Origin of the sequence: Streptomyces flavalbus (assembly GCF_042674625.1) — a bacterium.
GTDB lineage: Bacteria > Actinomycetota > Actinomycetes > Streptomycetales > Streptomycetaceae > Streptomyces > Streptomyces flavalbus.
This window is the reverse complement of record NZ_JBHTEB010000001.1, coordinates 4,259,183-4,278,404: the sequence shown is the minus strand read 5'-3', so window position 1 is coordinate 4,278,404 and position 19,222 is coordinate 4,259,183. Positions and strand designations below refer to the sequence as shown.

The following is a 19,222-nucleotide window of genomic DNA, read 5'->3' as shown; positions in this document are numbered from 1 at the left end:
CTCCCATTGCCGCTCCTCGTCGGGATGCCGTTGGACTGGCGCGGCCTCCCCGCACGGGCCGAGGGACCCACACCATCGATCCCCTGAGCTGCTGATGCACGCGCTCACACTTCAGTGGGGCAACACACGCCTCGCCCGTTGCCCGAGGGACGCGATGGCCCTGACACTCAACCGTCTCGCGCTGCTCGAAGGCAACCGATCGCGGAGCTGGGCATGGGAGCACCGCGGGACTTCGAGTGCATCACCGCCGTCACCGGCCAGGCACTCCAGTGGTACGGCCCTGAAGCCAGCAGGTGAGGCAGGTGCAGACGGGACGCCTCGCCGGATGACTCCGCACTCGCGAAGCGCCCCCGATCCGGACATGCGAGCCGGCGAGTGGAGAAGCCCGTCGCCTAAGCCGAGGCCGACATCACCGTCCACGTGCTCATCGACCGTGATCGCGACACCCGCGCCTCGGCATCACTCTGGAGACGGAGATCTTCAGGCAGTACGTGCGCCGAGCCGCCCGTCCACCGGCGGAGCGGACATGGGTCAGAGCGCCTGTCGGCGGGCCCGAGCCGTCTCGATGTCCGGGACGTGCTCTTCGGCCCAGAGCCGCACGGCCCGCAGGGGCACGAGCAGGGAGCGGCCCAGCGGTGTCAGGGCGTACTCGACGCGAGGCGGGTTCTCGTCGTACTCGTGACGGCTGATCAGGCCGTCGGCCTCCAGGGAGCGCAGGGTCTCGGTCAGGGCCTTCGATGTGATGCCCCTGATGTGCCCCTTCAGTTCGCTGAAGCGGCGAGGCCCTTCCTCCAGGGCGTTGACGACGAACACGGTCCAACGGGCGCCGATTCGGTGCAGCACCGTGCGGCTCGGGCAGGACGCCGCCATCACGTCGTACGCCTTGCCCATGACTGCCCCCGGTTTCGTTGAAGATACCGGTATCAAATCTATACCGTTCACCCGATCCTACGAGAGGACGGGGAAGCACATGGAGCGGATCCTGGTCATCGGCGGCGCACGGGCACTCGGTGCGGCCGTCGCGAGGCGTGCGGCGAAGGACGGGTACGAGGTGGTGATCGGTGCCCGCGACCTGGCCTCGGCCGAGGCGCAGGCAGGCGAGATCGGCGCCACGGCGGTGCGGATCGATCTGCAGGACGAGTCGACGATCGCGGCCGCGGCGGAGCGCTTGGGGGAGGGAGTCGACCACATCGTGACGACCGGTTCGGCGCCGCACGACGTGCGCGCCACCGAGCTGGACCGCGACAGCCTGCTGGCCGCGTTCACGGCGAAGGTGGTGGGCCCGATGCTGGTGGCCAAGCACTTCGCGCCGGTACTGCGGCCTACCGGGTCGATGGTGCTCTTCTCCGGTGTGGTCGGCTGGCGTCCCGGGCCGGGATCACTGGTCAAGGGGGTCACCAACGGCGCGGTCGAGTATGCCGCGCGCCATCTGGCGGCGGATCTGGCGCCGGTGCGGGTCAACGCCGTCTCGCCCGGTGTCGTGGACTCCGGCGCGTGGGACCGGCTCGGGGAGAAGAAGGCCGATGTGCTGGGCAGGAGCGCGGCCAGGACCTTCGTGGGACGTCACGGCAGCACGGACGATGTCGTCGACACGGTGATGTGGCTCCTGCGAGCGGGCTTCGTCTCCGGCGAGACGATCCACGTCGAGGGCGGCGCCCGCCACCACTCGGCCTGACGCCCTGCCGAGAGGCGGCGTCGGCACCCCGCCGGAACGTGACGGGCCGTGACGGTCCCAGCGGACATGGCGGGGCACCCGGGGTCCGACGGTCCCGGGTGCCCCGTGGGGGCCGACCGCCGCTTCTCAGTCCTCGTCGTCGCCGTCGCAGTCACGGCAGAGCTGTTCAGCCGGGACGTGCCCGGTCCCGTTGGTGCTCGGGCACCGGCCCCTGACGGCGTTCGTAGTCGGCCAGATAGTCGGCCAGATACTCGTCGAGGATCTGGCCAGGCAGCTCACGCTCCACCGCTTCGGTGATGAACGCGGAGAACTGGTCCCGGGCGGCACCACGACCAGAGAGCCGACGGCTCCATGCGCGACCGCGACTCGGGTCGAAGGCCGCCTCCATACATCCAGGTGGGGGTACCGGAGGCCGTTCTTCCCGTTTCCCCGCAGGCCCCCTTGGGCGGCGCGCCCTCCGTGTGCCCTATGTCGAGGTCGGGGCCCCACCAGACTCATTTCAGGTGATCGGGGTTTTCCGCCCCCGGTCCGAACCGGTGATTCACCATGCACGGCGCCCTCGCGTGCCCTCTACGTACGGTGTCTCGGGCACCGAGTCTCTCGGGCCTGCCCCTCTACAGCCGCCCAGGGACAGCCCCGCTGTCCGTCGACGCCCCAGGCTGCGCCGCTGAACAGGCAAGCACATCGTCGGTGAGGCCGAGCCGTGTGCGCAGCGCGGCATGGCCCGCATCGGTGAGGATGACCACCCGGGTCGTGCTCCGGCGCACCAGCCAGGATGATTCCAGCGCGTGTCGGAAGAGCGTCGCGCCCACTGCGCCGGCCAGGTGCGGTCGGTGTTCCGTCCAGTCCAGGCACGTACGGACATGGGGTCGCCAGGAGCCGTTCGGGTGGTCGTCGGCGATACCGAGCTCGCGCAGCCAGTCCCGGCCCTCCGCGGTGAGGATCGGCCCGTAGTCCCAGGCCAGCAGCCCGAGTTCCGTCATCGCGTCGGTGATTGCCACGGCCAGCGCGCCCGCCAGATGGTCGTAACAGATACGGGCGTGTGCCAGGGCGCGGCGGCGGTTGAAATCAGTCAGCGAGCGCACCGGGGCTGGTCGGTGACGGGGCTCGGGCGGCCAGGCTCTCGATCATCTCGGCGGTGTCCGCGGTCGCCAGTCGCAGCAGCCGGTTCCGTCCCTGCCGCTCCTCGGCCAGGATGCCGCCCCGCACCAGCCGGTCGAGGTGCGCGCTGGCGGTGGACTGTGCGACGCCCGCGGTGCCTGCCAGCTCCGACGCGGTCCAGGAACGGCCGTCGAGCAACGCCAGACAGAACGCCGCGCGGGTACGGTCCGCCAGCAGCCCCGCGAACTCGGCGAGGTCGGGGACGTCTGCGGAGGTTCCGTTGGAGCTGGTCACCCGTACAGTCTCGCCCGGCGACAGTTCGGCCGCTGACGAAGAGTCCGGACTCTAGGGTGCCAGTCCATGACGACAGCGACACACGCGCCCTCGCACATCGCGATAACCCCGAGCATCCTCTATTTCGGTACTCCCGTCGCTCTGCTGACGACCGAGAATGAGGGCGGCTCGGCCAACCTGGCCCCGGTCTCCTCGGCCTGGGCGCTCGGGCAGACCGTGGTGCTCGGCCTTGGCGCCGACAGCCAGACCGCAGCCAACCTGGCCATCCGACCGGAACTCGTGATCAACCTTCCGTCGCCCGGCCTATGGGGCGCGGTGGAGCGGCTCGCCCCCCTCACCGGAGCATCCCCCGTCCCCGCCGCCAAGCGGGCACGCGGCTACCGCTACGAGCCCGACAAGTTCGCCGCGGCTGGCCTCACGCCCGTACCGTCCGAGACGGTACGCGCTCCGCGCGTCGCCGAGTGCCCGCTGCAGCTTGAGGCCCGGGTCCGGCGCGACTCACCGGACGCGCAGGGCCACTTCCTGATCGTGGAGTGCGCGGTCGCACGGGTCCACGCCGACCGGCGCATCGTCGTGCCCGGCACCCAGCACATCAACCCCACCCTCTGGAGCCCGCTCATCTTCAATTTCCGCCACTACCAGGGCCTCGCCCCCGAACTCGGCCACTGTTTCACCTCGGAGACACCCACCGAGCGATGACGGGCAGGTACGGCTCCGACCCGATCACCCGCAAGCGGATGACCAGCACCTATGACCATGAACATCGCAATGCTGTCCTGGCGAGAGACCTGGCGCCTCCCAAACTCATCACCACCAAGTGACGTCACAACTGCTCGACAAGGCCAGGCGCGAGGCCGCACGCGTCCCGTGCCGGGCTGGTCGATGTCACGGAGCCAGCCGTGGGCCGTAACGGCGTCGAGGACCAGCTCTGGGCCACCGCACGGCATGGTGGGCTGATCGCGGACGTCAAGCGCGGCAGGAAGTCGGCGAGAACCTCCCCCGGGACCTCGGAGGTGAAATAGGCCGACCCATGGGCGAGCGGACTGCTCAGGTCCGTACGAGCGGACACGTGCCAGGCGATCGGCAGGTCCCCCAGGTGGAACGGCTCATCCGGCAGGACCCACTGCGCCCACCGCAGGGAGTCGGGGCTGATGTGCAGGACGGTGCTACGTGGCTCCCGGGGACCTTGATGCCCACCGGACCTTGATGCCCGCCGCCCTTGACCGCGGACCTCGAAGGTTCTCTGACCGGTCTCTCTCCACCAGGCGACGCAGCAAGTGGCACTGACAACGGTCCGGGCCCAGGAGGAGCGACGGTGCCTCGCCGCTGTACAGCAACGAAGTACAGCGACATCAGCCTAGCGGGAACAGGAGAAGTGCCCTTCGCCTGCACCAAGCTGAGAGCGCGGGTTCGGCTCTCGTCACCCGCTCCATGTGAACCCCAGGTCAGCAGCCTGGGGTTTATTTGTTGTCTTGTCCGACTCAGCGATCGCTCGCCGTGTGCCAGGTGCGTGCCAGGTGTGTGCCGCAGGGCTCGTCGGTGTTCCTCTTCGCGGCGGTGTCGTGTTCCCAGTTCGACGGGTCGGTCCGAGACACCCGACCACAGGTGCCTCAACAGGCACACCTGTGCGATCATTCGCCTGATTTCGCCGTGCGCCGCCCCGACCCGCGGTCAGCTGGGGCCCCGGCATTCACCTGCGTCGCTCGACGCCGTCCCGGGGGAACACCATGCCCTACCGCCTGTGTGTACGCGAGAGACCCGCGGCGTACACCGCGCTCCTGTTCACGCTCACGCTGTCGGTCCTGCTGACGGCCCTTCTCCCGGTCGGCGCGGCACAGGCGTCCGACGGCACCGGGATCACGGCCGCGTCCGATGCCACCACATCCGCCACCAGTACCGCGTCGTCCGGCCCGGCCGCCACCGCCGCCACCGCCACCGAAGACTGCGCCACCCTGGCGCTCGCCCCCTTCGGCGACCCGGGCTCCGCGGTGGGCAAGGCGACGGTCGCCGCCGACGGCAGTGCCTGCTTCGTCTTCACCGCCGAACAGCCGGGCCTGCACCGCGTGTTGACGGAGCGGAGCGCGACGACCGCCGAGGTCTTCGACGGTGAGACCCCGCTGGACTGCTACGACCCCGCGTGGGGCAGCGGCTGGTGCGTGCTGCCGCGTGCCGGCGCCTTCACCCTGAGGCTGACCAACACCAGCTGGGGGACCGGGAGTCGCGAGATCCCCGTGACCGTCACCCCGCTGGCCAGCACCGTGGGCTGCGCGCAGGAGACCGGCACCTCGTGGGACCTGCCCCCGGTCACCGGCTCCGCGGTCTCCCCGTACGGCCTCGTGTGCCATCCGTTCACGGGAAGGTCCGGCGAGCGGATCACGGTCGACTTCCGCACCGACACGTACGGCGAGAGCGTCAAGTGGATCACCGATGAGACGGGTGCCCCTATCTGTCCGCTCTTCAACGAGGACGACAGCGACGGATGTGTGCTGCCCGGTGACGGGCCGTACCGGGTGCTGGGGCACGTCAGCCGCGCCGAGCGCGGCTTCCCCGCCCCGTACACCCTGAAGGTCCGCCGGTTGTCCGACCCCGCGGGCTGTGCGCGGGTCCCCGTGAACGCGTACAACTCCGCGCCCACCACGGTGGATCCGGCCACCGGCTGCAAGGTCTTCACCGCCGTGGCGGCGGGACGGTACAGGGTGTACGGGGTGACGGACGAAATCCGTTCCTCCCTCACCGTGTACGACCGTGAGGGGAAGACCGTATGCCCTGGCTGCGGTATCCCCGCCGGGGACTACACCATCCTCACCGACCGGGCCACCCTCATCCTCGACCGCGCCAGCACCGCCGGCTGCGAGCCGGTCGAACTCGGCCTCTACCAGGGCACCTTCGCCACGGTGGGTGAGATCGACTGCCTGACGCTGCCGCTGCCCGAGGGTGCCCGGATGGCCGCGCTGACTCCCCTGAGCGGTGCCGCTCCGCAGCCGGAGGTCGTGGTCGTTGACGCCGACGGCGTCCAGCGGTGCGACGGGGAGTCCCTCGGCACGGGCACCTGCGCGCTCACCGGCTCCGCCCCGTTCCGCGCCCTGGTGTCCACCGACGACGACGACGCGGTGACCGGCTCGTACCGCATCGGCCTGCACCGCACCGACGCGGCGAGCGGCTGCCCGGCCATCCCCGCAGGCGACTTCACCACTGGCGGCGCCACGGCCCGGTTCGGCACCGGCGGCGGCGTCTTCTCACACTGCCTGTCCATCCCGGCGGACGACCACAGCGCGTCGGAGAACCTCCAGCTACGGGCCGTCTCCGGTACCTCCACCGCCAAGTTCTCGGTGGTGGACGCCGACGGCGAGCTGGTCTGCGACGTCTGGCCCTCCCAGTCCACCTGGACCACCTGTGCCCTCGCCCCGGGCGTCGCGCACACGGTGCTGGTCACCGGCCGCAACACCGCCGCCGAGTACACCCTCGCCCGGCGTGACGTCACCGCCACCGCCAAGGGCTGCGCGGCGAACCCGGCGACCGCGGTGGGCGGCCCGTCCTCGGGCGGCACTCCGGCCGCACCCGGCCTGCTGCTCTGCCGTCAGGTGACCACCGCCGACGCCGGCGACGCCCTGCACCTCGACGTCCGCGACCCGCTGGGCACGGCCAACACCCTGGTGTACGACGCGGAGGGCGACGCCGTCTGCTCGTACCGCAACAAGGCGTGCGCGGTCACCGGCTCGACCAGCTACCAGGTCCTCGTCACCGTCCCGCCGACCTTGCAGGCCGCCGAGTCCTACCGGTTCGACGCCCTGCGGATCGCGACGTCCGCGGGGCCCGCCGCCGAGTGTGCCAAGGTCCCGAACGTCAGCTACGGGTACGGGCCGGTCACCGGCACCCTGGACGAGCAGCACACCGCGGTCTGCGCCGCGCTGCCCACCGCGTACAGCGACCGCTTCGACTTCGTGGTCAGCGACACCGCAGGCGGCACCCAGACGGCCGTGCCCGCGCTGTACGACTCCGGCCTGGGCAACACCTGCCTGCTGTACATGCCGACCGGCTACAAGTGCTCCCTGAAGGAGCCGTACACGACGGGTGTCACCCCGAGCATCCTGGTCGTCGGGCTGCCCGAGAAGGCATCGCAGACCGCGTACAAGGCGGAACTCGTCTGTGCGTCCGTACTCTGCGGCACCGAGAAGATCACCATTGGCACGGTCACCCCGACCAGCGGCGCCAGCGGCACCAAGGCCACGGTGACCGTGACGGGCACCGCCCTGCACGAGGGCGACAAGGTACGGATCAGCAGGTCCGGCAAGACCGTCGAGTCCACCACCACCTCGGTGGCCGCCGACCGGAAGTCCCTGAAGGCCGTTCTGGACCTGACCGGACTCACCCCGGGCGACTGGTACCTCAGCGTCATCACCCACAACAACTGGGAGTACCCGCGCGGCTCCTTCACGGTCACTCCGGCCCCGCTGAAGAACACCACGGCCCCGGCCGTCACCGGCACCGCCCGGGTCGGCTCCAGGCTCACCGCCGCGCCCGGCTCCTGGACGCCGGCCCCGGACTCGTACACCTACCAGTGGAAGGCCAACGGCCAGGCGATCTCGGGGGCCACCGCCTCCACCTACCTGGTGCCCGCCTCGCTGCGCGGCAAGAAGGTGACCGTTGCCGTCACCGCACGCAGGAGCGGCTGGGCGAGCACGACTGCCGAGTCCTCCGCACGCGTCATCACGGCGGCGGCCCGCGACCACGTCGGGGCCGGTTCCGTGCCGGACGGCCGCGGCGACCTGCTGACCCTGAGTTCCAGCGGTTCGCTCACCTTCCACCACGGAACCGGTACGGGGACCTTCTCCGGCAAGACCAGCGGCTCGGGCTGGCCGACCTCCATCAAGGCGGTTCCGTTCGGGGACGTCAACGGCGACCGGTGCAACGACGTCCTGGTGCGCACGTCCAGCGGCGCCCTGCGGGCGTACCGGCCGGGCTGCGGCAAGGCGGTCACCCCGTCGACGCCGTACGTCTCCCTCGGCACCGGCTGGAACCAGTACGACCTGCTCACCTCACCCGGCGACCTCACCGGCGACGGGCGGGCCGACCTGATCACCCGCAACTCCAGCACCGGCGCGGTGTACCTGCACAAGGGCACCAGCGACGGGAAACTGTCGGCGCGGGTGAAGCTCTACGACAACTGGAAGAAGTACAAGAAGATCATCGGCGCCGGTGACCTCAACGGCGACGGGATCGGCGATCTGCTCGCCCAGGACACCTCGAACGAGCTGTGGCGCTACGACGGCACGGGCGGCGGGAAGTTCACCGCCCGCACGAAGGTCTTCGACGACTGGGGCACGTCGTACAACGCCGTCGTCGGCGTGGGCGACATCACCGGCGACGGCAAGGCGGACCTCGTCTGCCGCGACACCAGCGGCAACCTGTACCGGCAGAGCGGCAAGGGCAACGGCTCGTTCTACGGCCGGGTGAAGATCGCCACCGGATGGCAGGGCTACAAGGCACTCTTCTGATCCGACGCCGTGAGAGGACGAGGAAGGCCCCGACCACATCCGGTCGGGGCCTTCCTCGTCCTCAGTGGCGGAGACGTTCGCAGCCGACTGCTCCACGCACATGGATGCCCCGATCCGGCCGTCAGACAGGGCACGTCACCGCACCACGGTCGGAGGTCCGTCCCAAGTCGTGCCCAAGGCGTGCCCATAAGACCGGTAACCCATGGTCCACAGCGGTGCGGTCCTGCGCTCACCAGCGCCACACGTCAGAGCGGGAGATCGTCGGGGAGTACCCGGAACGCCTTGTGGTGGCCCAAGGGGCGTACGGTCCGGAAGTCACGTCGGTCGAGGGTCAGGATCGCGTCCGTGTCGTAGTCGGCAGCGAGCGCCACGTTGACCGCGTCAGTGAGGTCGAGGTCCAGCGCACGGTAGCGGACACGGACGGACTGGGCGGCGCCCAGGTGGTCCTCCGTGATCTCCGGCATGACGACACGACCCCGGCTCATCCAGCGCCGCAGGTCGTCTACTGCGCTGAGCGCCGCCTCCCTGCCGAACTCGCGGGTCGCCACGTGATCCAGTTCGGCCAGCAGCAGCGGGGACATGACGAGGAGGCCGGCCGCCATGATCGCCTCGTTCGCCGCCTGATGTTCCGGGTGAGCCGAGTCCAGGGCCGCCAGGAGGCCGGACGTGTCGGCGATGACAATGATCACGCGGCGGTTCCGGAATCCGAGTCGGTCTCATGGCGGACAGCGTCGGCGACCGTGTCACGCACCTCCGACTTGGAGGGCGTGCGGCCCGTCCCCTCGAAGGTGCGCGAGAACAGCGGCTCGTCCCACACCCTGTTCGCCATGGCCGCGAGGTGGATGCCCTGGCGGATGATCTCGGCCTCGCTTATCCCCCGGCGCTTCGCGGCCTCTTTGATGATCGCCAGGTCTTCGGGGTCGGCGTAGACGTTCGTGCGCTTCATGGGCATGTACCAAGAGTAGTCCATGTGCCAGACTGACACACGTGGGCGCCTCGTCCTTCGGCTCGTCGGATGCCGCGATCGCAAACGACAGAGCTGGTCGCGCCCACCATGAGTGGGAGGAGCGGACACTTACGGTCAACAGCGGTGCCACAGGACGCCCACGCCTACCGCAGCACCATGAATTAACGCAGGTCAGCAGCTACACGCTCGCGCAAGCGCCGGCGCTTCCCGGGCTGAGAGCGCGAGTTCGATTGTCGTCACCCGCTCCGCTTCGAACCCCCAGGCATTCCGTAGCATGAGGGTCGTGGCAGTCGGTACGCAGTCGTGTCGAGCGCGATCGTCCCTTGGGGGGCGGCGGGCCTGGCTGTTGTTCGGGCTGTTGGTCGGGCTGTTCGCCATGCACGTTCTCGCTCCTGTCGGGGTGGTCGCGGCAGGCGGCCATGGTTCTCCTCACTCTTCGCACTCCGCCGTCGCCTCGGCAGACGTGGGCATGGGGCCGGGCGGCGTCGCGTTCGTCTGTCATGACGACGGCGGCGGCACCGGCGGGCACACGCAGCACGCCGATGCGGTGTGCGCCTCCGCCGCTCTCGGCACGGGGCCCGTTCTGCTGCACGCGCCGTTGCCCGATCCGGCCGGTGCGGCCTCTCCCGCCGAGCATCTGCACGGTGCGTACGCCGCCGCGTCCGAGGGTGGCCGTGCCCCGCCCACTCTCGCCGAACTGCAACTCCTGCGGATCTAGGACAAGACCGAGCCGTGCCCGCCCCGTCGTCGAGGGCGGCTACGGCACCCAGTCATGTCCCGCGCCGAACGGCGCCCCCTCCCTCGTACATCGCAGGAGTACACCCATGAACAGCACCCGTTCCCTCGTCCGCCGTATCGCACTGGGCGCCACGGCCGTGGCCGCCGCCCTCGTTCTCGCCGCGTGCGGCAGCGACGACGGTTCCTCCGACACCGGCTCCGGTGCGCGGCCGTCGCCCTCGGCCAGCGCCGAGGACACCGCTGGCGCCCACAACGACCAGGACGTCGACTTCGCCCAGGGCATGATTCCCCACCACCAGCAGGCCCTGCGGATGGCGGAGATGGCCAAGAGCCAGGCCTCCTCCGCCGAGGTCAAGGACCTCGCCTCCCGGATCGAGAAGGCCCAGGACCCGGAGATCGAGACGATGTCCGGATGGCTGGAGGCGTGGGGCGAGGACGTGCCCTCCGCCATGCCCGGCATGGGCCACGGCGACCACGGCTCCTCCCACATGCCCGGGATGATGGACACCGAGGACATGGACGGGCTCATGGACGCGTCCGGTAAGGACTTCGACACCATGTTCCTGACCATGATGGTCGAGCATCACGAGGGCGCCGTGGACATGGCGAACATCGAGAAGGACAAGGGGCAGTACGGTCCGGCCAAGCGGCTGGCTGACGACGTCATCACCGCGCAGACCGCCGAGATCGAGGAGATGAACACGCTCCTCGGCAAGAGCTGACCGTCCGATCAGCCAGGCGGCGGGTGTCCGGTCCGACATCCCGCCGCCCGCCCGCTCGCCGCCGACCAGGCATCGCCCGGCCGTTCGACCGAGGTGGGTGGCCAGGGCCCGCAACAGGGCGGCGGCCGTCACACGGGTGATTGGATCGTCCCTTCCCCAGTCGTCCCTTCCACAGTGATGACGGCGTCCGCCGTCCCCGGGGGACGACGGACCCGTCCGGGATTCTCCGGTCTCAGACGCCGACCTGGTCACTCACCGCCGTGCGCGGCTGTTCGGTCGCGGCGGGCGTCTCGCCCCGCATGGCGAGGAGCGTGACGATCCCGCCGACCGCCGCGACGATCGCGGCGCCGAGGAACGCCGCGCTGAAGCCGTCCGTGAGCGCGGGCAGGTCACCCAGTCGGTCGGCCCCCTGGGTCGTGGCCAGGGCGGTGAGGGCGGCCAGCCCCAGGGCGGAACCCACCTGGTAGGTCGTGTTGACGATGCCGGAGGCCAGCCCGGCCTGCTCCTGCGGGGCACCGGACAGAGCCGCCATCATCACCGGAATGTAGGCCAGCGACATGCCGAGCGCGGCGACCAGCGAGGCGGGCAGCACGTCCACGGCGAAGGTGCCGGTCGGCTCCACGGCCGACAGCCACAGCAGACCAGCCGCGAGGACGAGCAGGCCGCCGCCGATCAGTGGCTTGGCGCCGAAGCGGCCCAGCAGGCGTGCCGTGACCGCGGTCATGAAGACCATCAGCAGACCGGTCATCGGCAGCAGCGCGGCGCCCGAGGCGAACGCCCCGTACCCGAGGACCTGCTGGAGATAGAGGTTGAGGAAGTACCACATCGGGATCCACGCGGCGCCCAGCAGCGTCATCGCCAGGTTGGCCGAGCCCAGCCGCGGCACCCGCCAGACGCCCAGCGGCATCAGCGGTTCGCGCCCGGTCCTCTGGATCACCAGGAACAGGGCCAGCAGCGCCGCCGCCCCGCCGAGTTCGAGCAGGGTCTGCGCCGCACCCCACCCGGCCTGCGGCGCTCGTACGACGGCGAAGACGGCCAGCGCCAGTCCGGCGGTGACGGTCGCGGCCCCGAGGACGTCGACGCCGCCGCGCCGGGGGGCCACCGCCGGGAGCAGACCGGTGGCCGCGAGGGTGGCGAGGCCGATGGGGACGTAGACGATGAAGACCCAGGGCCAACTGAGCCACTCGGTGAACACGCCACCGAGGAAGACGCCCGCCGTGCCGCCCGCGGGGGCCGCGGCGCCGTACAGGGCCATGGCCTTGCCGAGCTCCTTCGGGTCGTGCGCGAAGAGGATCATCAGCAGGGTCATGGCGGACGGGGCGATGAGCGCGCCACCCACGCCCTGGACGGCGCGGCCGAGCACTTCCACCCAGGCGGTCTGCGCGGCGGCCGCGACGACCGAACCCGCGATCAGCACCGTCCACCCGGCCGTGAACACCCTGCGGGCGCCGAGCAGGTCCGACAGCCGACCCCCGAGCAGCAGCAGACCGCCGAACGCGATGACGTAGGCGTTGAAGACCCATTGCAGGTCCCCCGGCGAGAAGCCCAGATCTCTCTGCATCTCGGGCAGGGCCACCCCGATGATCGACGTGTCCATGATGACCATGAACTGGGCCGCGGCGAGGACCCAGGTATGAAGCGCAAGGGTCAGGGTGTGATCAGGAGCCGCGTCGGCGGAGAGCAATATCTGTGCTCGTGGAATAAGAAATAGGTTCGGCGTGCGACGAGTATTCCTCCGCTGGGCAGCGGAGCGCAATCGCCCATCACGCGAGGGTGACCGTACCGTGCTACTGTCGATGACAGTTGCGGGTGTGGTTGCCAGAAGGTTTTTCCGACGGCTGATCATCACGGCGACACGGAATGCGCACACGGCGCATTCCCGTACACCGCCTCCGGAGGAGAAAACAATGGCTACGGGCACTGTGAAGTGGTTCAACGCGGAAAAGGGCTTCGGCTTCATCGAGCAGGACGGCGGCGGCGCCGACGTCTTCGCCCACTACTCGAACATCGCCGCCCAGGGCTTCCGCGAGCTGCTGGAGGGCCAGAAGGTGTCGTTCGACATCGCGCAGGGCCAGAAGGGCCTGACGGCCGAGAACATCGTTCCCGCCTGACGCACCAGCACTGACGCGTACTTCGTAGCTGGGGCCCGCACCTTGGGGTGCGGGCCCCAGCTCGCTTCGTTCCCAGGGTGATTCACCCCTGTCGTTTCCCGGCTCGTTCTCGCGATTCTCCGCGCCGCTCATTCTGCTGCGGAATCCCTTGATACGTGCCCGCATCGAGGAAGGTTCCGCATGAACCGCACAGGTACCCATCGCGCACGAACCAATCGCACAAGCACCAATCGCGCACGAACCAATCGCACATTCGACCGCTCCGGCGTTCCGCGCCAATCCGGCGGTGCCGGAAAGCGGCAGCCGGTGCGGGGCGAGTTCGCCCTGCCGAAGACGGTCACGCCCGCGTTGCCCGCTGTCGAGTCGTTCGCCGATCTCGCCATGCCCGCTCCGCTGCTGGCCACGCTCGGCCATGAGGGCGTGACGACGCCGTTCCCGATCCAGGCGGCGACCCTGCCCAACTCCCTGGCTGGCCGTGACGTACTCGGTCGCGGCCGTACCGGGTCGGGCAAGACCCTCGCCTTCGGCCTCGCGGTGCTGGCCCGTACGGCGGGACGGCGAGCCGAGCCGCGTCAGCCGCTGGCCCTGGTCCTCGTACCCACCCGTGAGCTGGCCCAGCAGGTCACCGACGCGCTCGCCCCCTACGCCCGCTCCGTGAGCCTCAGGCTCGCCACCGTCGTCGGTGGCATGTCCATCGGACGGCAGGCCGGTGCGCTGCGGGCCGGTGCGGAGGTGGTCGTCGCGACGCCCGGTCGCCTCAAGGACCTCATCGAGCGGGGCGACTGCCGACTCGCCGACGTCGACGTCACGGTTCTCGACGAGGCCGACCAGATGACCGACATGGGGTTCATGCCCCAGGTCACCGCCCTGCTCGACCAGGTGCGCCCCGAGGGTCAGCGGCTGTTGTTCTCGGCCACCCTGGACCGCAACGTCGACCTGCTGGTCCGCCGCTACCTGACCGACCCGGTGGTGCACTCCGTCGACCCGTCGGCCGGTGCCGTCACCACGATGGAACACCACGTACTCCACGTGCACGACACGGACAAGCACCGCACGACCACCGAGATCGCGGCCCGGGACGGCCGGGTCATCATGTTCCTGGACACCAAGCACGCCGTGGACCGGCTGACGAAGCACCTGCTGAAGAGCGGTGTGCGCGCCGCCGCCCTGCACGGCGGCCGGTCCCAGCCGCAACGCACCCGCACCCTCGCACAGTTCAAGGACGGTCACGTCAACGTCCTGGTGGCCACCAACGTCGCGGCCCGCGGCATCCACGTCGACAGCCTCGACCTGGTCGTCAACGTGGACCCGCCCACCGACCACAAGGACTATCTCCACCGTGGCGGCCGTACGGCCCGTGCCGGGGAGTCCGGCAGCGTCGTCACCCTGGTGACGCCCGGCCAACGCCGCGACGTGACCCGGCTGATGGCCCTGGCCGGCATCAGCCCGCGCGTCACCCCGGTCCGCTCCGGCGAGGCGGAGTTGAGCCGCATCACCGGCGCCCAGGCGCCCTCCGGCATCCCCGTGGTCATCACCGCGCCGGTCGTGGAACGCCCCCGGCGCGCGTCTTCGCCGTCCCGGGACCGCCAGGGCCGCACCGGTCAGGGCAGGCCCGGCGGCTCGCGGGCGCGCCGCAGGGCACAGCCGCGGCGGTCCGGCAACAACTCGGCTGCCTAGCCCGCGCGGCCCGCGCGGCCCGCGCGGCCCGCGCGGCCCGCGCGGCCCCTCGGCTCGGGTCGGTGCGCACGGCCGGGTTCCAGGCGTGCCCGCGCACACCCGCCCTCTCGTGCTGATCCGTCCTGCTCCGGGTGGCCCGTCCCCCTTCTCCCCGACTTCTTCCGCGACTCCTCCCCCGGCTCCTCCCCCGACTTCTCCCCTGTGAGGCATCATGCGCTGTGTCATCGCCCGCTACCCGTTCGACCTGACCAAGGTCGGGGTGCTGGACTCGATGAAGGGCATCAAGCCCGAACTCGTCACGGGTGAGTCCGTGACCATCGGCCGCCGTCGCTACCCGGTCAAGCAGGTCGGCCAGGTCATCACGCGACAGGACCCCCGTGACTTCACCGCTGGCGAAGTCGTGCGGGCCATGACGCGTCTCGGCTTCACCTGCCACGACCGCCCCGCGGAAGCGCCCGTGGGCGAGGGCGAACCCGCTCTGCTCCCCACCGCGTCCGCACTGGTCGGAGGCGCCGACGCCACGACCGTGTGAGGACGGGCGGACGGCACAGGGTTTCTCCTCCACCGGAAGAGTGAAACCTCTCCTTGCCGGAGTAGATTTTCACTCATTCCGTGGGTATGCTTTTTCTCGTAGACACGGTCCACGAGATCCGCCAGACACGAACTGGCGGGTGCCTGAACACGAAGTACGCAGGTCAGTGCGGCTCAGAGCCTCGAAGCCCGAGCGTTACCAGAACGGTGACGGGGCCGCGAGCCGCACTGGGAGAAACGGAGGAGTAGACGCCATCAGGATCGCCCGGCCCGAGGGGCACTCGGCCCGGGTACCGCAAGACCCCAGAATGGATGGTGGTCCCCGGTCAAGCAGTTTCGATCCCCCCGCACCCCCCTCTGCCGGGCCGGGTAGCGGAAACAGAAGGTCGGCACAGCAGTAGGGCCGACAGATGGTGTTCAATTTCCTTCGGGGCCCTGGTGCCGTACGGCGCCAGGGCCCCTCGACGCGTTGCACAGCGAGGTGACATGACATCGGACAACCCCCTGAATGATCGTCTGGACGACGACGACTACCCCGCCTACTCGATGGGCCGGGCAGCCGAGATGCTCGGCACCACCCCGGCCTTCCTCCGCGCCATCGGTGAGGCTCGACTGATCACTCCGCTCCGCTCGGAGGGAGGGCATCGCCGGTACTCCCGCTACCAACTGCGGATCGCCGCGCGCGCCCGGGAGCTCGTCGACAAGGGGACTCCGATCGAGGCCGCGTGCCGCATCGTCATCCTTGAGGACCAGCTTGAGGAAGCGCAGCGCATCAACGCCGAGTACCGCCGCGCCGCCGCCGAAGCGGCGGAACGCGCGGGCTCCAGCTCCGCCTGAACACGCGGGCGCGTGCCGGAGAGCGCGGCGCGGAAAGCCCCAGGTCCCCTGCTGCCGAACCGAAGCCGCCCTCGCCCGGAGACGCACCCTTCCGGAAGCCAAGCGACCCGTGCGATCGAGCACCCGCGCACGGCAGGACGGTGGCGTCAGGCAGGGGTGCCGAGCGGGGGGTGGTCGAGTACGCGGGGCTTGTACTCGACGAGCTGGATGCGGCCGTCGAAGGTGCGGTGGTCGGTCATGTCGAGGGCGACATCCGGATAGCCGTCGTAGACGCGTTCCTCGCCCGTGACGCCGGTGATCACCGGGAACATCACGACCCGGAAGCGGTCGACGAGGCCAGCTCGCAGCAGGGACCGGGACAGGCTGAGGCTGCCGATCGTGCTGAGGAGCCCCGAGCCGCCCGACTTCATCGCGCGGACCGCTTCTACGGCGTCGTCGCGGACGAGTGTGCAGTTGGCCCACGCCAGGGGGTCCTTGAGGGTGGAGGAGAACACCACCTTGGGCGCTTGCGTGAGTTCGTCGAGGGACGCCTCTTCCTCGGGCCTGAAGTCGTCCTGGCCAGCGGGGACCTCGCCCGCGGCGAAGCCCGACATCAGGCGGTAGGTGTTCGCTCCCATCAGGTACGTGGCCTTGGGCTGCTCTCCGAGCCATGCGAGGTACTCCGGGCCTTCGAGGCCCCAGAAGCCGGGCCAGCCCTCTCCCGACGCGTAGCCGTCGAGGGAGGTGATGAAGTCGACGAGAAGCTCCGACATGGTGGTGTCCTTCTCTCGCGTGTCGGTGTCATGAGTGTGGACCGGGCGGGAGCCGCGAACTCATCGGTCACGATCCACCGACCTGACGGCCTGCCTCGCGCGCGGTCGCGGGCGGCGACCTTGACCATGGCTCGGTTGACGTGGGTCTTGACGGTGGCGGGGCTGAGGACGAGGCGGGCGGCGATCTCGTCGTTGGACAGTCCGTTCTGGTCGAGGGCCTCGTCTGCTGCCCCGCTGGGGCGGCGGCGCCGTCCTCGCCGCCTGCACCCTCGCGTTCGCGACACTCGCCGTCACGACGAGCGCGCGCCGCGACGTGTCCTGACCCGGTGGCGGAGGGCTACTTGGGTGGCAAGGTCGACGCGAAGGTGTGGCCCTGGTTGATCCAGGCGGTCAGGGCCTCGTCCTCCGACAGGGCGGGTGCGGAGACGACGATCCAGCCGCGCATAGGGCGGCCGGTCATGTCGAAGAGGCGGGTGCCGGGGTGCGAGAGGGCGGTTTCGGTGGCGGTGGGGCCCACCCTGACCAGCAGTTCGTCGCCGGTCACGCAGACCGCGAGGTTGCCCTCGTACAGGAACGCGAGGCCGCCGAACATCCGCTTCTCCGTGATGCCGGGGTCCCCGGCCAGCCGGGTGCGGACGCGTTCCGCGAGGCCCTCGTCGAACGCCATGGTCGTGTTCCTTCCGTTTCAGGGGTGGCCCGGCGTGACCAGTCCCGTCTCGTAGGCGACGACTACCGCCTGGGCCCGGTCGCGGAGGGTGAGCTTGGCGAAGATGCGGGCCACGTGGGACTTCACCGTCGCCTCGCTCAGGGTCAGCTCGGTCGCGAGTTCCGTGTTGGAGAGGCCCTTGCCGAGGAGGGTCAGGACCTCCCGTTCGCGGGGGGTGAGGGCCGAGAGGCGCTCGGGGGTGGGCTGCTGGTCGGTGTCCGGCACCGCGAAGCGTTCCACCAGGCGGCGGGTGATCGACGGGGCGAGCAGGGCGTCGCCGGTGCCGACCAGCCGTACCGCCGCCGCGAGGTGCTGCGGGGTGACGTCCTTGAGGAGGAAGCCGCTGGCTCCGAGGGACAGGGCCCGGTACACGTACTGGTCCAGGTCGAAGGTGGTCAGCATGAGGACGCGGCAGTCCGGGGCGTCGTCCAGGATGCGGCGGGTCGCCTCCAGGCCGTCCATGGTCGGCATCCGGATGTCCATCAGGACGACGTCCGGGCGGAGCCTGCGGGCCTCCGCCACCGCCTCCGCGCCGTCGGCCGCCTCGCCCACGACGTCGATGCCGCGTGCGGTGAGGATCAGCCGGAAGCCGGTCCTGATCAGGGTCTGGTCGTCGGCGATGAGGACGCGGGGAGCCGCCGCCGCCGTCGTCACGAGGGGGCCACGAGAGTCGTCATGAGGGGTCCCGAGAGTCGTCATGCGCGGTCCAAGGGGATGCGGGCGCGGACCCGGTATCCGCCGCCCAGGCGGCGGCGGGCGTCCAGGTCGCCGCCGTAGAGCGCGACCCGTTCGCGGAGGCCCGGCAGGCCGCGGCCGGTTCCCAGGGCGGTCGGGCGGGCCGGGGTGCCGGTGAGGACGCTGGGGCCGGTGGTGAGGATCTCCACCCGGAGGCGGGTGTCGGCGTAGCGGACGGTCACCTCCGCCCTGGTGTCGCCGTCGCCGTGCTTGAGGGCGTTGGTCAGGGCCTCCTGGACGACGCGGTACGCGGTCACCTCGATCCCCCGGGGCAGCGGGCGCGGTTCGCCCAGGACCCGCACCTCGACGGGCAGTCCGGCGAAGGACACGCGGTCCACCAGGGGGCTGAGGCGGTCCAGGCCGGGCTGCGGTTCCGCCACGGGCGCGGCGCCGCCGGTGTCCCCCGACTCGGTGTCCTCGCCGGTCGGGGACGGGGCCAGCACGCCCAGCAGGTGCCGTAGGTCGGTCATCGCGCCCCGGCCCGCGTCCTCCACGGCACGCAGGGCGGTCGCGGCCTCGTCCGGCAGGGTGCCCATCACCTCGCGGGCGGCGCTGGCCTGGACGACCATCAGGCTCACGTTGTGGCTGACGATGTCGTGCAGCTCGCGGGCGATGCGGTCGCGTTCGGCGACGACCGCGGCCCGCGCGGCGCTCTCCCGTTCCCGCTCCACGAGCCAGCCGCGCTCCCCCACCGCCGCCTGCCAGCGGCGCCGCGTCCGCACCAGTGCCACGACCAGGCACACGACGGCCGCGCACGCCACCACGAGCGCCACCACGGTCATCGGTACGTCGTCCCCCACGGGTGCACTGTCGCAGACCCGTCCCCGCGTCCGCATCCGTCTGGGGGTCCAGGGTCCTGCATCCGTGGGATGAGGGGGCCG

At 70.5% G+C, this 19,222-nt stretch carries 18 protein-coding genes and 3 pseudogenes; 9 read left to right on the top strand and 12 right to left on the bottom strand.

The window, feature by feature from the left end; genetic code table 11:
• Positions 1–531: 531 nt before the first annotated feature.
• Positions 532–891, bottom strand: a complete 360-nt coding sequence (locus ACFQZ6_RS19220) for a winged helix-turn-helix transcriptional regulator (RefSeq protein WP_381610821.1) — start codon at positions 889–891, stop codon at positions 532–534.
• Between the two features lie 79 nt (positions 892–970).
• Between ACFQZ6_RS19220 and ACFQZ6_RS19215 the strand changes: the two genes are divergently transcribed.
• Positions 971–1,675 (top strand): SDR family oxidoreductase, encoded by a 705-nt coding sequence (locus tag ACFQZ6_RS19215; protein ID WP_381610818.1) that lies wholly within the window; start codon positions 971–973, stop codon positions 1,673–1,675.
• A gap of 166 nt (positions 1,676–1,841) precedes the next feature.
• Here ACFQZ6_RS19215 and ACFQZ6_RS19210 read toward each other — a convergent pair whose 3' ends face one another.
• Together ACFQZ6_RS19210 and ACFQZ6_RS19205 are read right to left on the bottom strand one after the other, a co-directional pair.
• Entirely contained in the window at positions 1,842–2,063 is a 222-nt protein-coding gene (locus ACFQZ6_RS19210) for a hypothetical protein (RefSeq protein WP_381610816.1), read from the bottom strand.
• A 226-nt stretch (positions 2,064–2,289) separates the two neighbouring features.
• Positions 2,290–3,070 (bottom strand): annotated as a pseudogene (locus ACFQZ6_RS19205) (ArsR/SmtB family transcription factor).
• Between the two features lie 66 nt (positions 3,071–3,136).
• On the opposite strand from ACFQZ6_RS19205, the gene ACFQZ6_RS19200 reads away from it, so the two are divergent.
• A complete protein-coding gene (locus ACFQZ6_RS19200) occupies positions 3,137–3,769 on the top strand; it encodes a flavin reductase family protein (protein ID WP_381610813.1) in 633 nt (210 codons plus the stop codon).
• 152 nt (positions 3,770–3,921) lie between these two features.
• On the opposite strand, the pseudogene ACFQZ6_RS19195 reads toward ACFQZ6_RS19200, so the two are convergent.
• Positions 3,922–4,241 (bottom strand): annotated as a pseudogene (locus ACFQZ6_RS19195) (DUF317 domain-containing protein); the annotation flags it as partial.
• Positions 4,242–4,797: 556 nt separating this feature from the next.
• On the opposite strand from ACFQZ6_RS19195, the gene ACFQZ6_RS19190 reads away from it, so the two are divergent.
• On the top strand, positions 4,798–8,565 hold the full coding sequence (locus ACFQZ6_RS19190; RefSeq protein WP_381610810.1) for an FG-GAP-like repeat-containing protein: 3,768 nt from the start codon (positions 4,798–4,800) through the stop codon (positions 8,563–8,565).
• 245 nt (positions 8,566–8,810) lie between these two features.
• Here the strand turns inward: ACFQZ6_RS19190 and ACFQZ6_RS19185 are convergent, their stop codons facing one another.
• Entirely contained in the window at positions 8,811–9,254 is a 444-nt protein-coding gene (locus tag ACFQZ6_RS19185; protein ID WP_381610807.1) for a PIN domain-containing protein, read from the bottom strand.
• Positions 9,251–9,517, bottom strand: a complete 267-nt coding sequence (locus ACFQZ6_RS19180; RefSeq protein ID WP_381610804.1) for a ribbon-helix-helix domain-containing protein — start codon at positions 9,515–9,517, stop codon at positions 9,251–9,253. The genes ACFQZ6_RS19185 and ACFQZ6_RS19180 overlap by 4 nt, the downstream gene beginning before the upstream one ends.
• Positions 9,518–9,806: 289 nt before the next feature.
• On the opposite strand from ACFQZ6_RS19180, the gene ACFQZ6_RS19175 reads away from it, so the two are divergent.
• Together ACFQZ6_RS19175 and ACFQZ6_RS19170 are read left to right on the top strand one after the other, a co-directional pair.
• On the top strand, positions 9,807–10,250 hold the full coding sequence (locus ACFQZ6_RS19175) for a DUF6153 family protein (RefSeq protein WP_381610801.1): 444 nt from the start codon (positions 9,807–9,809) through the stop codon (positions 10,248–10,250).
• A gap of 106 nt (positions 10,251–10,356) precedes the next feature.
• Positions 10,357–10,992: a DUF305 domain-containing protein gene (locus ACFQZ6_RS19170; RefSeq protein ID WP_381610798.1), complete on the top strand. Its 636-nt coding sequence runs from the start codon at positions 10,357–10,359 to the stop codon at positions 10,990–10,992.
• A gap of 232 nt (positions 10,993–11,224) precedes the next feature.
• Here the strand turns inward: ACFQZ6_RS19170 and ACFQZ6_RS19165 are convergent, their stop codons facing one another.
• Positions 11,225–12,643, bottom strand: a complete 1,419-nt coding sequence (locus ACFQZ6_RS19165) for an MFS transporter (RefSeq protein ID WP_381618448.1) — start codon at positions 12,641–12,643, stop codon at positions 11,225–11,227.
• A gap of 256 nt (positions 12,644–12,899) precedes the next feature.
• Between ACFQZ6_RS19165 and ACFQZ6_RS19160 the strand changes: the two genes are divergently transcribed.
• From ACFQZ6_RS19160 to ACFQZ6_RS19145, 4 genes are all read left to right on the top strand, one after another.
• Positions 12,900–13,103, top strand: coding sequence for a cold-shock protein (locus ACFQZ6_RS19160; protein ID WP_030173817.1), 204 nt, complete (start codon positions 12,900–12,902; stop codon positions 13,101–13,103).
• Between the two features lie 180 nt (positions 13,104–13,283).
• A complete protein-coding gene (locus ACFQZ6_RS19155) occupies positions 13,284–14,780 on the top strand; it encodes a DEAD/DEAH box helicase (protein ID WP_381610794.1) in 1,497 nt (498 codons plus the stop codon).
• A gap of 211 nt (positions 14,781–14,991) precedes the next feature.
• On the top strand, positions 14,992–15,312 hold the full coding sequence (locus tag ACFQZ6_RS19150) for an SCO5918 family protein (RefSeq protein ID WP_381610791.1): 321 nt from the start codon (positions 14,992–14,994) through the stop codon (positions 15,310–15,312).
• 485 nt (positions 15,313–15,797) lie between these two features.
• Positions 15,798–16,148 carry a helix-turn-helix domain-containing protein gene (locus tag ACFQZ6_RS19145; protein ID WP_381610788.1) on the top strand — a complete coding sequence of 117 codons (351 nt, stop codon included), beginning with the start codon at positions 15,798–15,800 and terminating at the stop codon, positions 16,146–16,148.
• Between the two features lie 146 nt (positions 16,149–16,294).
• On the opposite strand, the gene ACFQZ6_RS19140 is transcribed toward ACFQZ6_RS19145, so the two are convergent.
• The 5 genes and pseudogenes from ACFQZ6_RS19140 to ACFQZ6_RS19120 form a co-directional block, all read right to left on the bottom strand.
• Positions 16,295–16,900 carry a dihydrofolate reductase family protein gene (locus tag ACFQZ6_RS19140; RefSeq protein WP_381610785.1) on the bottom strand — a complete coding sequence of 202 codons (606 nt, stop codon included), beginning with the start codon at positions 16,898–16,900 and terminating at the stop codon, positions 16,295–16,297.
• Positions 16,901–16,995: 95 nt separating this feature from the next.
• A pseudogene (locus tag ACFQZ6_RS19135) lies at positions 16,996–17,103 on the bottom strand (LuxR C-terminal-related transcriptional regulator); the annotation flags it as partial.
• Positions 17,104–17,237: 134 nt separating this feature from the next.
• Positions 17,238–17,567 (bottom strand): TfoX/Sxy family protein, encoded by a 330-nt coding sequence (locus ACFQZ6_RS19130; RefSeq protein WP_381610782.1) that lies wholly within the window; start codon positions 17,565–17,567, stop codon positions 17,238–17,240.
• A gap of 18 nt (positions 17,568–17,585) precedes the next feature.
• Positions 17,586–18,305: a response regulator gene (locus ACFQZ6_RS19125; RefSeq protein ID WP_381610779.1), complete on the bottom strand. Its 720-nt coding sequence runs from the start codon at positions 18,303–18,305 to the stop codon at positions 17,586–17,588.
• Complete coding sequence (locus tag ACFQZ6_RS19120) at positions 18,302–19,141, bottom strand: sensor histidine kinase (protein WP_381610776.1); 840 nt, start codon at positions 19,139–19,141, stop codon at positions 18,302–18,304. Before ACFQZ6_RS19120 ends, ACFQZ6_RS19125 begins: the two co-directional genes overlap by 4 nt.
• Positions 19,142–19,222: the final 81 nt, after the last annotated feature.